This is a genomic window from Reinekea forsetii (genome assembly GCF_002795845.1).
Taxonomy (GTDB): domain Bacteria; phylum Pseudomonadota; class Gammaproteobacteria; order Pseudomonadales; family Natronospirillaceae; genus Reinekea; species Reinekea forsetii.
Window position 1 is genome coordinate 1,222,091 of record NZ_CP011797.1, and the last position, 14,632, is coordinate 1,236,722.

The following is a 14,632-nucleotide window of genomic DNA, read 5'->3' on the forward strand; positions in this document are numbered from 1 at the left end:
TCAAGGCGGGAGGCTACGTAAACACCCACTTACGCCCTAGGCTTTCCGCTGTATGGCCCGCTCTATAGACTCTGTAGCGAGATGGAATGTTTTTGATTTATTTTTTTAATAGCCATATATGTCTTAAATATAGTCCAGCCAAGGCTTTATAGCGAATGGTTTGCTGTGGCTGGGCTAAATGCAGATTTTGAGTTTTTTTTGCCGTCATGCAAGTTTCATACTTTATTTCTTGTTGCAGTGACAACCAATGTGAGCATTTTTTTGGTATGTCGCCTAGCTGGAGGGTTTTGACCCTTTTGGGACGCTTCGTTGGTCATGATGATGGGGTCTGGGAGCTAAGGCTAATTAGAATATTTTTGTGAGTTAGAGATGCCCAAACTTAGTTGGTTTTTATTGGGACCTCTGTTCTATTGTTTTACTAATAATCAGGGTCGATTTTAATACGAAAAGGCAAGATGACAAAAAAATAATGCTGGGCTGTTGGAGTTTTAGTTATTTAGATCTTAATCTTATATGTATTTCAAAAATACAAAACTATATTTAAAAAAGGCATGGCGATTGGTTTTAAACTCGACTCCTTAAGATCACAAAAAAAGATCCTCTATTTGCGGAGCCGGCCTAAGGCTTTGCCTATCCTCTTTATTATTTATATTGACGAATTAGGTTGACCAAACGGCCGCGGTAAGCATCCTTTTTGGCTTCGGTGATAAAATTTGATCTCCATCACACAATTGAACGTCATTTCTAGGCGAGGCTTTTCGCTTCAGGCATCCTTCTTACTATTAAACACCAATGCCCGATAGCTTGGTGTGTCCGTTTCTGAGGTTGAATGTGCTAAGGAGCTTTACCATGTCTGTAAATAGAAAATCCCCATCATATTGGCTAGCCTTCTGTTGGATTACGCTTGGCGCCATGCTGTTTTCACCAACCGTTGCCGCGACCACCGAAACCGGCCTGACCATCAGAGTTAACGGTGCCGAGTTTCAGTCTGCACCGACCATCTGGGCCTGGGTATCCGGCGGCACAGCGATTTCCGAGTCCGAAGGCTACACCTGGAACACCCAGCCCGCTATGCAGCTCGATGCGGCCACAGGCTTTTACAGCTGGACTATGAACAGCCAATATCAAGCGGAACTGGATTTAGGGCTGAATTTGAATTTTATTATCAATAGGGCGGATGAGTTTTCGCGTAATCGCTCGGGCTGTTACACCGACAATCAGTGGTATGACAGCTATGCCGAGTGCCTGGATCTAGGTTTTACGCCATACATCGGTCCGTACTTGACGCTCTTGAATCCGACCTTTGCCGATAGCGACAATACCCCAACCGTTTTAGACCCGGCCACCAGCATGGTAATCAACTACGAGGTGCGTGATGTGAGCGAGTACTTTGTCGGCCAAGCCTACTATCGTCCAGCTTATAGCAACGATTGGATCGTGCAGGAGGAAGACGCGGTCGAGCCGGTCGACCCGGACCTTGGTAAGGTCCGTCATATCACATTAAGAAATCTCCAGCCCAATACCCAGTACTTTTATAAGGTAACGGGCGAGGGCGATCAGTTTTCGCCCCAGTACCACTTCACCACGGCGAAAACCAATATGGATTACAGCCACTTCTTAGTGGTTGGCGATATGCAAGATGAGCAGATGGCGCAGCGTTGGCACGACGTGGCCCAGTCGATCGTTGCTGATCATATGGACGAATTCGATTACATCATCACCGTCGGTGATATGGTTAAGGATGACATGCCCGAGAACGGCGACCGCTTTCATTGGTGGAAGGTGTTTTTTGACAAGGGTCAGGAGCTATTCGCTTATAAACCTATGCTGCCGGCCATTGGTAATCATGAAACCCCGGCAAACCCAGCGCTCAGCGGCAAAGATCCCGACAAACAGTGGGAAAAAGAATACTGGAGTAACGCTGAAGACACACGCACCTTTAGGAAGTATTTTTATCTTAACCCCGATATGAACCAGCCCGACTACTACAGTTTCCGCTATGGCAATGCTTGCCTGATCAGTGTGAATTCCGAAATACCGGTCTTCTATGGTCGTCATCCGGAACGCAACACCGACGACAATGAACGCCGGCAGGCCCTATGGCTCGAGGCTGAGGTGAATGAGGCACAGCAATGTGCTTGGAGCTTTGCCTATTGGCATGTACCGCCCATCAATCCGGCCGGTGGCAAAGATGAGGTGCCATTCCTGCGGCCCTATGTGGATTACTTCAACGGTAAGCTCGATTGGTCGATAACCGGCCATGTCCATGAGTATCAGCGGGTTAAGCCGGTAGAAGCGACCCACTGGAGTCTCGATTTTAACAAAACCGGTTACGGCCGTCGCAACAATCAAGGTGTCGGCTATCTTATTGCACCACCAGCCGGACAATGGCCGAGAAATAATACCAGCGATGAGATGGACCAACTGGCCTTCTATCCGCACAACGAAAACGGTGTGGGCTATGAAATTGGTTTCAGCATCATCAGGGTCGACGGCGATGACTTTAGTCTGAAAACCTATGGCCTAGGTGGCGTGGGCAATCGAGTGCAGCCTGCCGGTTACCGCGTGAACGATGACCGCACCAAGCAATTAATCGACTCCGTCGATTACAGCAAAGCAGACGAGCCCTATGCCAAGGTCTTTAGCTTTGTCGATTTTCGCGGAAGTTCCACTAATTGGAATAGAACCCCCATGAACTTAGTGGCCGACAACACTTGGCAATTCGACGTCACTGTAAGTAATACGGACGGCTGGCCACGCTTTAAGTTTTACGCCGACTACCGTTGGTACGGCGACCAAGAGCCGGATGGTTATACCAATAACTATGAGCAGCCTGATATCTCCTTCACTCAAGGACCAGGTTTATACACCATAACTCTGACAGACAACACCCGTTCGTATCGAGTAGAGAAGCAATAGGCAGTATCGCTCCGACACACCATAATCTTTGACGTTTTGAGGGGTTATGGTTGTGTCACTCTAAACACAATTTTCATCCCTCATCCCCCATCCCCCATCCCCCATCCCCCATCCCCCATCCCCCATCCCCCATCCCCCATCCCCCATCCCCCATCCCTCATCGCCCATCGCCCATCCAGGGAGCCATATTGAGCGGCAATAAAATCGTGCCTGCCGTGGTCGCCTTGTCCCTCGTTGATCCAAATCAATTACCATAAAAACATAGATAGTTCCCCGCTTAAACCTAGCGGCGGAGGCAGCTCAATGAGGTAAAATTACTGTGCTCACAACAGGCTGTTGTATGAGCATTTCGATTCATTTTGCTAAAAGGAGTTTGTCTTATGAAAAAATTAATTCTGGGCCTAGTGTCACTTATTTTATTGTCCACTGGGGTTCTAGCGGCTAACGGGTCGAGCCCCAATGGTCGGCCCTTCATCGAGTTGCGTAACCAAATTATCGCCGTATTGGCTGATCTCAATGCCTTAGAGACACAGCATTTAGCACTGGTGCAGCGAGTCGACGATCTGGGTTTGGATCTGCAAGGGCAGATCGATGCCCTGAACGTCGAAATGCTGACTTTGCAAGCCAAGGACAGTGAAATGCAAGGATCTCTTGTGGAACTCGTCGAGAATATGGCTGATCAGGGCCTCGAGATAGACGAGTTGTTAACCGACTTGTCGGATGTGAATTTGGCCATCATCGATATGAGCAATACCATGGGCGATAACAGCGCCGCAATCGAGGTTCTGGAGGCCGAAAAAAATGCCATCCTAGCAGATATGGCGCAAATGGATGAAAGCCTGGTAACCGCCTTGACCGATATTGCCCTCAATAGCGCTCTGATCGAAGTATTGGCCGAAGACATAGCGGAATTGGACGCCCGAAAACAAAACGATGTGGTGGGCGTCTGCCCAGCGGGAACCAGTGTCAGTACCGTACTCGATAATGGCAATCTAATGTGCAGTGTCTCAAACGATGTCGGCACGGTGATTGCGAATACGGTCTATGGCAACTATCTCGATATGGATAACAGCGTGACATCCCATACATACTGTAGCGTCTCTGTGTTGGGAATCTGCGTGAGCTATGGCACATCCTATAGTTATCATTATGCAACTAAATACGACTATGTTAGTTGTCCGGCAGGTTTTGCGCTCAGTGGTGGTGGCTTTTGGGCCACTGACTATGAACCCCTACAGGTTAGTGCATCAATTCCATCCGGAAACCGTTGGTACGGCCGTTTTAAAAACTTTTATGCCGGCAATACTAATGGTTTAGGGGCACGGGTCTACGCCCAGTGCATCCGCGTGGCACCTTGATCCAGGATCGACAATGGCTGAATTAAGGCGGACCGTTGCTGCCAAAAGAAGGTTGCTAGAAACTAAAGGCTAGTATAACGCTTGCGGGTTTGGCGCGTCGATCGTTTCGGCGAGCGCCATACCCGTTTTACTTAAGGCGTTAAAAAAATGGTGCTATAGCGCCGTTGTCGGTCGGGTTTGAAAAACAAGTAAGGCTCGGCGCCAAAGTAGTAGTTCCACCAATCTTCGGGCACATGCCGCCGAGCATGCTGATGAATATCGCGTATCTTATAATCGAGCGGTACCAGTTGATGCCGATGGGTTAAATCCACGCGCATATCCAAGGACATACCATCGATAAAGACCGCATAGTGGGTTTTGCAGGTACTCAGTGCATTATTAAAAGCCCGATAAGCCGCGCCACAATCGAGATGAAACAGGACATTCTGCAAAAATATAATATCTCCGGGTGGATACAACTTAGCGAGGGGGTCGGTGACGATGTCCGCCTTAAAGAAGGTGACCCGTTTCCGGATGGCCGACTTAACCCGATAGAAGCCGTCGACCCGTTCAAAGGTATTACGAAAAAAGCGCTCGGGCAGTTGGCCGGCCAAGACCTCATCGGCGCTGTAGACGCCGTCGATGCTACGAGCAACGGTCTCCTCGTGCAAATCCGAACAGTGGATATGGAAATCAACATCGGGCCGCAGGTTGAGCAACGTCGATGCCAGAGTGTAGGCTTCGGCTCCGATGGAACCGGCCATTACGTTAATCTGCAATGGCGTCTGGCCAGGGCTGTGTGCACCTTGGGTGATAAAGTTTAGCACCGGACCGATCAACGCCTCCAGTTGACCTGGTGATCGATTGAACGAAGTGTAAGTATGGCTTTGATTCGGCCGACATTCCGCCAGCAGTTTGCGTTGTTTCCGGCTAACCAGCGGATAGAGGATCAGATTGTAGTAGATGTCGGTGCGTAAAAAATCACGCGCCCGACCGACATACTGAGCCATCGTGGCCAGTTGTTGTAAATTGAACATGCGCTTCAGACCCCTTCACTGCCCCAATTATAGGGCACCAAAACATCTGCCCTATGACGGCCGCGGATCGCCGCGCTGGCATCGCATATTAAGCGTTCTTTGTGCTTTAGGCTGAGGTGGAGCCGCAGTGCTTGCTGCCAACCGCTGCCGCTGATATCGATAACACTCGCCGTGCACTGAATGACCTGACCAGGCGTTAAACTGGATACCACCTTCCAAGCAAGGGTCTCAATATAGATATTGTCGAAATACGAATTGATATATCGGACCAAGAGATTCCCCAATAGACCCCGCTGGACCACTATGTCGGCATGGCCTTCAGCACGCGCTTGGGCTTGGTTGTAGTGGATCTGATGGCGATTCCAGGTAATGGCGCTGTACATGAAAACCTGCGCCGCAGAGACCTCGAAATCAAAGATAGGCAGAGGGTCGCCGACTCTAAGATCATTGGCCAGGTCATTGGCTAAGGTGTTGGCGGGTATCGGATTATCGTTTAACATAGGTCGCTACCTCCTTGGCCACGGGTTCGCCGAGTTGGTTGGTAAAACAGGTGGTAACACTGACCAGAAACAGCAGTCCGGTGCGACCTTGTTTTTCGGTGACCGATTCAATGCAGGATCGGATACGAATCTTATCGCCGGCCCGAACGTATTGATAAAACTCATAGTGACTGGCGCCGCCAACAGATCGTAATCCCGGTACCGAGATGGTCAGCTCAGCGGGTGCGAGATCTGCTGGTAAAGCTTCGATGGGTAGGTCCTGATAGGCCATCGCCTGACAAAAAAGTGCCGGGGCCAGCATTCGGTCGTCGTCCTTCGCTAGGTCATCATCGGCAACCTGATAGAGCGGGTTGGTATCCCCAATCGCCTGAGCGAAGCGTCGTATATCTCTGGCCGTAACCAGATAGCTAAATTCTTTTACCGGTGCGCCATTGAAGGTCATATAGCAGCCTATAATTATTTTTTTGACTAGAGAAGGTCGGAATACTGCCGTATGTGTGCCTGATTTCCGTTGTATAGATAGGGTGTGGTGAGGCCCCAGTCGGCTGGATCGATCCGGTCATTTTCGGTGATCGATTGATCGCGTTGCTGCATGATCTCCTCGTATTGACTAATCGACAGTCGAGTGCGTCCAGCCAGTTCCAAGCTTGGGTCGATGCAGCTTTTGAATTGTTCATAACCGGCTATGGGACGGATTAAACTGAATGCCGCTGCGCTGCCACTGCCATAGGAAAAAAGGCTGATCAGTTGGTCTGGGGTTAGGTTGCCGTTGACCAACAGGGCCATTAACGACAAAAACAGTGAGCCGGTATAGATATTACCGACGCGCGCGTTGTAATCGAGCCAGGGCAGGGTTTTTGTTTGATAGGACTGCTCAAAGTTTAGCCAATCGGTTGAGGCTTTCTCAAGCTTTAGGTCTTGATCGTATTCGAAGTGCCGCTGATGGGCCTTACTGGCCATCTTGACGAAGGGTACATGGTACAGGCACGCCTGTAAGTCGGACAGCCGAGGTAGCTCGGGTTTGGCGTCTGTCAAGGTGTGCGTTAAAGCATCGAGATAGCATTCGATGGAGTAGTGACCGTCTGTCAGGGCTTCCTTGGCATAGAGCGGTCGCCAGAAATCCATGACATTGTGGGTGAAATGACCGGCGACATTGCGATCAAAGTGAACCAGGGTCGGATGATCGGAAATAACCATAGCGACAGCTCCCGCGCCTTGGGTGGGTTCAGCCGCAGAATGGAGCGCGTAATTGGCAATATCGGCCGCAATTATTAGTGCTTTCCGATTGTTGGCTCGACCGGAAATTAGCCAATCGCCCGCCGCGGAAATGGCCGCCATTGCGCCAAAACAAGCGTGTTTGGTTTCGTAACTGATGCAATTGCTGGGTAAGCCCAAGGCCTGATGCACATAAACAGCTACCGGTTTGCTGTGATCCACACCGCTTTCGGTGCCCACCACCAACATGCCGATCTCTTCGGGTGCAATATTAAATCGTTCGAGGGCTTTTTTGGCGGCATTAATGGCCAGGTGCACCGTATCTTCGGGCAAGCAGGCAATAGACATTTGCTGCTGACCCAAACCGCGGGTGAACTTCTCTGGCGCAATTGACCGAGCCTCGGCCAGATCGGATAACTCGATATAGTGTTGCGTGGTGTGAAAAGAGATGGCTTCCAATCCTATTATCATTCTTATATTCCTTTACAAAATTACTAGACAATTTGTGTCTATTAGTCTAATTATGCTTTTGCTAAAAGGCAAAAATATTTTTAAATTTTAAAAAATATAAATTTTAGCTAATCAAAATGATTTAAGAAAAAATTTTACGGTAACGTAGAAAGGAATTCTGTGTGACGAGATATTTTCTGTGTGCCTGCTGGATATGCCTGCTCACTATGACGATGTATCTGACTTGGGCGCTCATGCTGGGTTGGGTTGGGCCCTCAGCCTATCGGGTCGATGAGGTGGCCGGTCAACAGTTTCTAACGACTCAAAAAGGCGTCATTCGTTTTCAAACTCAAAATATATCCGAGCGCGTTGATGCGGTTGTCCTGCTGCATGGTTTTAATGGTTCACTCAATAGTTGGTCGGCCCTATGGCCGCTCATCAGGGAGTGCGGCCCGTCGGTTCGCCTAGACTTGCCGGGCTTTGGTCAGTCATTTTGGCAGAGCGAAGATTATTCCCTGGCGCGACAAAGCCGCGACCTGATGCAATTTGTCGACGCCCTAGACCTCGACAGAGTTACATTAGTCGGCACCTCGATGGGCGCGAGCTTGGCCGCTTGGGCTGCGGCTCACTACCCTAACCGAGTGGGCGCCTTAATTTTGATAGCGCCGTCTGGTTACCCCGGCTCGATGTCGATAAAGGGTTTCGAAAAATTATTGTATCAAAATATTTTTGCCCATAAACTCGCCCGTTATACGGCGCAGAGCGCAGTCTTTAACTACTTCTTTGGCAACAGCCGCCTGCTGCAGGCCCTAACGGTGACGCGTTCCTATAACGCGCAATGGCTTGCCGCGCTGGCACGAATTCATCAGCCAACATGGGTGGTCTGGTCGCAAACCGACCGGCGCGTGCCGTTTCAATATGGCGAACGCATAGTCGGCCTGGTGCCATCTGCCCAGTTGGTAACTGCGATCGATGCGGCGGGTCATGACATACCCAACCGAGATCCGTACCCTATTGCCAAGCTACTCTGTGATCTACAAAACCAAAGGACTGCCAAGGATGACACTAGTGACTAAGCTCAACTATCTTTTTAAGATTTATAGAGAGTACGGCTTCAGAGAATTTCTGCGCATCGGGTGGCTCGGATTGTGGCATCATGGTGCCAATCGACTCGTGCTCCTTGCGCTCACCAAACCGACCTATGTCCAGCGGTCTTCCGCTGACGAACGATTTTACGATTTTCATTTTGCTTCGGTGGATGAACTGATGGCGATGAAAAAAAAACCAGATTATGAAATTGCCCAACTCGATGTCGATCGAGTACGGATGGGTATTGCCCGCTGCTTAGTGCAATGGGATGGCGATCAACTCACCGGCTATACCTGGGTATGGTTAAAAAAATTGGCCTATATAGCCGATGGTTTTTATTTGAACTTGCCCGACGATGCCATCTATAACTACAAAGCCCTGACCTTACCAGCCTACCGAGGCTTCGGTTTTCAAGGCCTACGTCATGTCAAATTATTAGAGCTGTTACGACCCGATGGCATTAGGCAGTTGTTTGGATTTGTCGCGAGCGAAAATACTCGGTCATTTCGTGGGGTGCGGAAAAGTGGTTATCAGGTGGTTGGCGAGTTGCTGATTCGCAAGACAGGCCAACGGGTGCAGACCCGATTGCGCCTCAACGCCGATTTTTGGCCCGGTAAGCCAGTATTGGACGACATGGGGTGTCCCATGGTATAGCCGCTACCGGCATGGGCCGGCAGGGCGTTTCGGAAATGGGCCGCTACTTGGTGTTGCGCTCGACCTGTTCTTTCATCTGCTTGTTGAGGTCATCCAATAGGTTGACGTTACTCTGCATGGCTGGCAGGGCTTCCTGCTTATAGGCGTCGAGCAGATTCATGGCCTCAATGGTGTCACTGAAGGCCTGCTGCAGTCCTTCGATCATACCGCTGACATCATTGGCTTCCTTAACAATTTGAATGCCCTGGACCTTGGCCTTTTCGGCTGTTGATTTCAGGAGCTCAACCGTCATTTCTTGCGTCGCCTTGACCGCCTTCATCTGTTTTTCTTGGTGTGACAGCGCGACCTGCAGGGCCGCCGCGGTTTGCAAGGCACGAGCCGAGACGTTCAGGGTCCGATCGGTTGAGCGGATTAACTCCTCATTAGCCCGGCGAATGATATCGGACACCAAAATGGCCTGGTTGGCCGCGCCCAAAGACAACTGCATATCCTGAACTTCTTGGCGCAGGTAATAGAGAATGTCCTCTTCGATATATTTTTTCTGTGCGGCTTCTAGATCCGCCGACCATTGTGCCAGCTCACTGTCGAGTAACATGGCGATCTGCAATTGATCCTGCAGTTGCCAGGTAAACTCCATCAGCTTGTCGCGATCGATCTTGAGCGTCATATTGTCCTTGGTCAGGACATTTTTGCCCTTTTCCAGATTGGCCAATATATCGTTGATAACCGTTGAAACGCTCTGGTATTGGGACCACCAGGCCTCAAGCTTGGTGCCGATGCCAGGCAATTTGCTGAGCAGTCGACGCAGAGTGCCTTCGGAGAAATCGAACTTATTCGGATTTACTTCTTCTACCCTCGTGCGCAGGGCGAGCAAGTCCTGGCTGAGATCACTCGATTCGCCCGAGTTACCCATAATGTCCTTAATGGGCGCATTGAGCAGATCGCTTTGGTGGGCGATTTGGCGACGAACTTCTTGACCGAAGCTTTTAGCCTCGCTGGTGAGGTCATTACGCGCACTGATGTCTCGATCGCCGACCTGTTGAATCCGCTCCAGCAGCCCTTTGGCACGCTGCTTAACGTCATCTGGGATGTCGTCAGCAATGGTGCTGGGGGCTTTCGTGCCTAACGAGGTGGCAATTTCTTCGGCGGACATGGTCGCGACTTGGGCAATGGTCGTTTGGCTGGTCATGGCTTGTATCCTTTACTGAATGGTATGGCTCTGCACGGATTATGACGCGATTCGGCCACCATTGAACAGTAAATCCCTTTGGAAGGAAGTCACAAAAGATAAGGGAAGGGTAATTTTCCACCGAATTTGGCTTTAAATTGCGTACAATCGGGAGCAATGTAGTCGACATAATGACGAATGAGGAAAGTATGGGACGAGTTTTAGGGGTATCGTCATCCGCCGCAGTGCTCTGTATTGGTGTCTTTTGGTTCTGGTTTGCGCCCCAGCTATTGGCTCTGGCCCTCTACAGTGCCTTAGCGGTGTTGTCGGTGGCGATCGCTGTTGGCTTCTACCTGTTGGCGGGCTATGCCAAGCGGGACGCCCATGCAGCCCTTATCGGGCACGAAATTGCCAAAGAACAGCGCCTCTATGCCGAAGTCGAGTCCATCGCCAATCAGTTAGCCGAATTGGATCAACCGGAATCGGCCAAACAGGCCAGTCGATTGATGGGTATGCTGGCGGACTATCGACAGGTCATTGAGCAGAAGCTGGGTGATACCACCATCACTATGGCGAGCTACAGCCAGGAAACCGGACGCGTATTCAAACTTGTGATCACCAATCTCAACGATATAGTCGCGGCGGCTCGCAGCGTGCGAACCACCAAGGGTGACGAAGTGCATTCCGAGATGTCGGAAAATGCCGCACTGCAGCAGCGACGCGCTCTGCTGATTCAACAAGAAGCCCGGATTAGTGTGCTCGTTGAGCAAAATCGAGAATTACTCACCGCGCTCAACGTGACCACGGTTGAGGTCGCCAATATTAAAGATATTGATTCTTTTGAACTCAAAGAATCGTTAAATCGTTTACGCGAGCTGGGCGCACGCGCTCAAGCTTTCAGCAAGGACTAAAGGGAAGGGCACTCAATGCAAAGACTGATTGGCTTAACTGTGGCGGTGAGTTTGCTAACCGCCTGTTTCGACTCCAATAATGTTAAAGATTTCGTTGCAGCCGAGAAAAGGTTGACCGATATCATCGAGAATACCATCCAGCCGAGTCGGATTGAAAATCAATATCGTGCCAATATTCAATTGAGCGCGAGCAATCTCCTGGAGCTCTTGCCGGATATTAATGAGTACGCTCGGTCCGTAGACGCACGCGACAGTTCGCAGGTTGAGGCGGTAGAGATCTTCACCAGTTCGGAGAAGGGCGGCAGTGGTGTTGATGGTATTTATGTCGATTTGGCTAATCAATATAACAGTCAACGTAATCGTCTGCCCAACGGTAAGATTGGCCAGATCGCTATCCGAAAAATTGCTAGCGGCGCGGCTGCTTCATTCTTATTGGCCAATCAACACGTTCCGGATGCCTACTCGCCGTCGAACCTGTTGTGGGGGCAGATGCTAGCCTCCCAGGGCGTGGACTTAACGCTGATCGACAAGGCCACGGCGCCCAATGTTGCTGGAGTGGTAGTTCAAAAGCAGAAGGTCGATCAAATTAGCGACAACGGTCAGCTGAATTTACAGAAACTCTTGACCGCGGTGACTAGCGGTGAATTTGCCATGGGTTATACCAATCCTTACCAATCCTCGACCGGATTGAATTTTCTGCTCACGGTGCTTCACGCCTTTGCGCAGGGTGAAGAGCGCCAAATGCTCGACCCCGATGTGGCCAGTGCCTTTGAAGCGTTCCAGCGCGGCGTGCCCTTCGTCGCGCAGAACACCCTGCAAATGCGCGAGGCAACGGTCAACAGCGGCGTCCTCGATGCCTTCGTGATGGAGTATCAGACCTTTATCAATGCCAATGGCCTGGGCGGATATGAGTTCGTGCCCTTTGGTGTGCGCCATGACTCGCCACTCTATGCGACGGCCGAAGCCTCGGACGATGAGCGCCTGGTGCTAACCCAGTTTGCGCAGTTTATTAAAGCCAATGCCGGCATCGCTAAACGCTATGGCTTTGCAGCCAATCCAAGTTACCAGTCCTCGTATGAACTCAACGATGGCGCGGTGATTCTCAACGCACAGAGACTATGGAAAGACAAAAAATCCGGCGGGCGGCCTATTGCCGCGATGTTTGTTGCCGACGTTAGTGGTTCTATGGATGGGGATCGCATCCGAGCGCTGCGCGTGGCCATGACCGAAGCGGCTAACTTTATCTCGTCGCGCAATAGCATTGGTTTGGTGACCTTTAACGACACTGTCAATGTGGATCTACCGGTACGCGAGTTTGGTCTGCAGCAAAAATCACAGTTCCTCGGCTCCGTCGAAAGGATGAGTGCCGGCGGTGGCACGGCAACCAATGATGCCATCCTGGTCGCCGCGTATGACCTGCTCGAGTTTGCCAAAACCCATCCCGACCACAAGTTAACCATCTTTGTGCTGTCCGATGGCGAGACGCGTAACGGTCTCGCCCTGAGCAAGGTCGATAAGGTCATTCAAATGCTGCAAATTCCCATCCACAGCATTGCCTATGGCTTTGAGTCCAGTGATCTGAAAGCTGTCTCCAGTCTGGTGGAAGCTTCCTACACCGAATCCTCGACCGGATCTGCGGCCTACCAGATTGGAAATCTTCTCAATGCGCAGATGTAAGCGGGTGACCCAGTGGGTAAGTTAATCGCGCTGGGTTTGGCGCTTGCTATGCAAGTTGGCGGGTTGTTGGGCGCTCATCTTTATTACTCGGCCAATCCGCGCAATGTCTTAATCGTCGTCGATACGTCCTATGGCCTGAGTGCTTATCAAACCCGTATGGCCAAATGGTTAGCAGATTACGAAAGCTCGCAACGCTACCGTGACGTTCATTACGCGACCGATAAAAGTTACTTAGGTCTGGGTGCGGCCAACCGGGACAAGCTGTATCGGGTCAGCTTTGGTTCGATGAATATTAGTACCTTAAATCAAAAATATCCGGGGAAGGCGTACACTGATCGATTTTTATTGTCTTTCACGGCAGACGAACTCAGCGGTTGGAATGTTATTCATTTTGAAAAGTAAGTTCTGAATTTTAATAACCTGTCTTTCGGTTTTGTTAAATTTTAATGCACAGACACCTTGTTTTTCTGCTGCTGAAACCCTTTAATAGAGCATAGGATTTTGCAGTTTTTGGTAACCCAATAGTATTTTGGTTAGCAAATAGGATTCAAAAAGAGTCAAAGGGGGATGTTGACCTGTATTTAATACAGTCGAAGGGCATTCCTGTACTGCAACTTTACCGTTGCTTCATGAAGATTAAATAGGTTCAGAGATCTACAGGATGAATGATTCGACTAAACCAATACTTACCGAACAAAGCCAGCCTCAGCAAGAGCGTTTGTTCTATCTGGAGTTTCGGCTCTATTTTTTAGGTCACGCTAACCGGAGCGACTTGCAAAAACGTTTCGGGCTCAAAGAGTCGTCAGCGTCACGTGATATAGCCCTCTACAAAAAACTGGCCCCAGAAAACGTGGTGTATGACTATGGCATCAAGTCCTATATTCCACAGGAGTCCTTTACACCGCTATATGCTTACACGGCGACGCAAGTGCTGACTGCATTGACTCATGGCTTCGGGGATGACTACGCCGGTCCTAAGTACCCTGAAATCGCCACCGAAGCGCCCAGCCAGTCGCCCTTGCCCTCGATTCACATCTTGGCCGCCCTAACGCGTGCGATCCATAAAGGCCAGTCTTTATCGATTGAATATTATGGTGAGATGAAGGGCCGTAAGGAACTGGTCATAGTGCCGCATGCGCTAATCAACTCTGGTACCCGCTGGTTGGTTCGAGCCTACGATCGGTTGAATCAGCAATTTGATGATTTTGTCATCAACCGGGTGGTAAGCACTGGCGGCGAAAGTGATCAACCTGAGGTTGCCGAGTTGATGGAGTCCGACACACAGTGGAACCAAATCACCGAGATTCGGCTCAAACCGCATCCGGCTTTGCCGTTTCCAGATGCCATCGCCCAAGAGTTCGGTCTGCGCGACGGGGTATTAACGATGACCTGTCGCTCGGCTCTGAAAGGCTATCTTATGGCGCAATGGAGTGTGGATGTTGGATCGTCGCCCGCCACTGAGCCGGGTAAGTTCGAGTTCTGGTTACAGCCCTAAACAGAGTCAGCGGGGCGCAACGCCCCGCCTAATGCAATTACCTTATCATCGCCCTTGCACACCACCCCTCTGCTGTCCCAGCAATCAAAATCGCAGCCAAAACTCGTTTGGATGTTATGGCTAGTGTCGCCCTATATCTACTTGCCGTTGCATCTAGCGAGACCCGGCAATGTGTGACCC

General features: G+C 50.4%; 13 protein-coding genes. 8 read left to right on the forward strand and 5 right to left on the reverse strand.

Going from position 1 to position 14,632, the window contains the following annotated elements; translation table 11 throughout:
- Positions 1-849: 849 nt before the first annotated feature.
- Positions 850-2,919: a purple acid phosphatase family protein gene (locus REIFOR_RS05675; RefSeq protein ID WP_158524301.1), complete on the forward strand. Its 2,070-nt coding sequence runs from the start codon at positions 850-852 to the stop codon at positions 2,917-2,919.
- A 380-nt stretch (positions 2,920-3,299) separates the two neighbouring features.
- Complete coding sequence (locus REIFOR_RS05680; RefSeq protein ID WP_100256634.1) at positions 3,300-4,277, forward strand: coiled-coil domain-containing protein; 978 nt, start codon at positions 3,300-3,302, stop codon at positions 4,275-4,277.
- Between the two features lie 131 nt (positions 4,278-4,408).
- On the opposite strand, the gene REIFOR_RS05685 is transcribed toward REIFOR_RS05680, so the two are convergent.
- The 4 genes from REIFOR_RS05685 to REIFOR_RS05700 are packed head-to-tail and all read right to left on the reverse strand — an operon-like array spanning position 4,409 to position 7,479.
- Entirely contained in the window at positions 4,409-5,293 is an 885-nt protein-coding gene (locus REIFOR_RS05685) for a CheR family methyltransferase (RefSeq protein ID WP_100256635.1), read from the reverse strand.
- Between the two features lie 5 nt (positions 5,294-5,298).
- Positions 5,299-5,793 (reverse strand): hotdog family protein, encoded by a 495-nt coding sequence (locus REIFOR_RS05690; RefSeq protein WP_100256636.1) that lies wholly within the window; start codon positions 5,791-5,793, stop codon positions 5,299-5,301.
- Positions 5,780-6,235, reverse strand: a complete 456-nt coding sequence (locus REIFOR_RS05695) for an FAS1-like dehydratase domain-containing protein (protein ID WP_100256637.1) — start codon at positions 6,233-6,235, stop codon at positions 5,780-5,782. The genes REIFOR_RS05690 and REIFOR_RS05695 overlap by 14 nt, the downstream gene beginning before the upstream one ends.
- A 26-nt stretch (positions 6,236-6,261) precedes the next feature.
- A complete protein-coding gene (locus REIFOR_RS05700) occupies positions 6,262-7,479 on the reverse strand; it encodes a hydroxymethylglutaryl-CoA synthase family protein (protein WP_100256638.1) in 1,218 nt (405 codons plus the stop codon).
- 161 nt (positions 7,480-7,640) lie between these two features.
- On the opposite strand from REIFOR_RS05700, the gene REIFOR_RS05705 reads away from it, so the two are divergent.
- Both REIFOR_RS05705 and REIFOR_RS05710 read left to right on the forward strand, forming a co-directional pair.
- Entirely contained in the window at positions 7,641-8,534 is an 894-nt protein-coding gene (locus REIFOR_RS05705; protein WP_145980240.1) for an alpha/beta fold hydrolase, read from the forward strand.
- Positions 8,518-9,201 (forward strand): GNAT family N-acetyltransferase, encoded by a 684-nt coding sequence (locus REIFOR_RS05710; RefSeq protein ID WP_100256640.1) that lies wholly within the window; start codon positions 8,518-8,520, stop codon positions 9,199-9,201. Before REIFOR_RS05705 ends, REIFOR_RS05710 begins: the two co-directional genes overlap by 17 nt.
- A 43-nt stretch (positions 9,202-9,244) precedes the next feature.
- On the opposite strand, the gene REIFOR_RS05715 is transcribed toward REIFOR_RS05710, so the two are convergent.
- Entirely contained in the window at positions 9,245-10,390 is a 1,146-nt protein-coding gene (locus REIFOR_RS05715) for a toxic anion resistance protein (protein WP_100256641.1), read from the reverse strand.
- A gap of 188 nt (positions 10,391-10,578) precedes the next feature.
- Here REIFOR_RS05715 and REIFOR_RS05720 point away from each other — a divergent pair, with 188 nt between their 5' ends.
- The 4 genes from REIFOR_RS05720 (at position 10,579) to REIFOR_RS05735 (ending at position 14,452) form a co-directional block, all read left to right on the forward strand.
- Entirely contained in the window at positions 10,579-11,280 is a 702-nt protein-coding gene (locus tag REIFOR_RS05720; protein WP_145980241.1) for a hypothetical protein, read from the forward strand.
- Between the two features lie 15 nt (positions 11,281-11,295).
- Entirely contained in the window at positions 11,296-12,957 is a 1,662-nt protein-coding gene (locus REIFOR_RS05725; RefSeq protein WP_100256643.1) for a vWA domain-containing protein, read from the forward strand.
- 12 nt (positions 12,958-12,969) lie between these two features.
- Entirely contained in the window at positions 12,970-13,359 is a 390-nt protein-coding gene (locus REIFOR_RS05730) for a hypothetical protein (RefSeq protein ID WP_145980242.1), read from the forward strand.
- 259 nt (positions 13,360-13,618) lie between these two features.
- Complete coding sequence (locus REIFOR_RS05735; RefSeq protein WP_100256645.1) at positions 13,619-14,452, forward strand: WYL domain-containing protein; 834 nt, start codon at positions 13,619-13,621, stop codon at positions 14,450-14,452.
- The last annotated feature ends 180 nt before the right edge of the window (positions 14,453-14,632 follow it).

What these genes read in the sequence shown, in the direction of transcription:
- REIFOR_RS05675 (WP_158524301.1), top strand. Translation starts at nt 850, where the DNA reads ATGTCTGTAAATAGAAAATCCCCATCATATTGGCTAGCCTTCTGTTGG.
- REIFOR_RS05680 (WP_100256634.1), top strand. Translation starts at nt 3,300, where the DNA reads ATGAAAAAATTAATTCTGGGCCTAGTGTCACTTATTTTATTGTCCACT.
- REIFOR_RS05685 (WP_100256635.1), bottom strand. Translation starts at nt 5,293, where the DNA reads ATGTTCAATTTACAACAACTGGCCACGATGGCTCAGTATGTCGGTCGG.
- REIFOR_RS05690 (WP_100256636.1), bottom strand. Translation starts at nt 5,793, where the DNA reads ATGTTAAACGATAATCCGATACCCGCCAACACCTTAGCCAATGACCTG.
- REIFOR_RS05695 (WP_100256637.1), bottom strand. Translation starts at nt 6,235, where the DNA reads ATGACCTTCAATGGCGCACCGGTAAAAGAATTTAGCTATCTGGTTACG.
- REIFOR_RS05700 (WP_100256638.1), bottom strand. Translation starts at nt 7,479, where the DNA reads ATGATAATAGGATTGGAAGCCATCTCTTTTCACACCACGCAACACTAT.
- REIFOR_RS05710 (WP_100256640.1), top strand. Translation starts at nt 8,518, where the DNA reads ATGACACTAGTGACTAAGCTCAACTATCTTTTTAAGATTTATAGAGAG.
- REIFOR_RS05715 (WP_100256641.1), bottom strand. Translation starts at nt 10,390, where the DNA reads ATGACCAGCCAAACGACCATTGCCCAAGTCGCGACCATGTCCGCCGAA.
- REIFOR_RS05720 (WP_145980241.1), top strand. Translation starts at nt 10,579, where the DNA reads ATGGGACGAGTTTTAGGGGTATCGTCATCCGCCGCAGTGCTCTGTATT.
- REIFOR_RS05725 (WP_100256643.1), top strand. Translation starts at nt 11,296, where the DNA reads ATGCAAAGACTGATTGGCTTAACTGTGGCGGTGAGTTTGCTAACCGCC.
- REIFOR_RS05735 (WP_100256645.1), top strand. Translation starts at nt 13,619, where the DNA reads ATGAATGATTCGACTAAACCAATACTTACCGAACAAAGCCAGCCTCAG.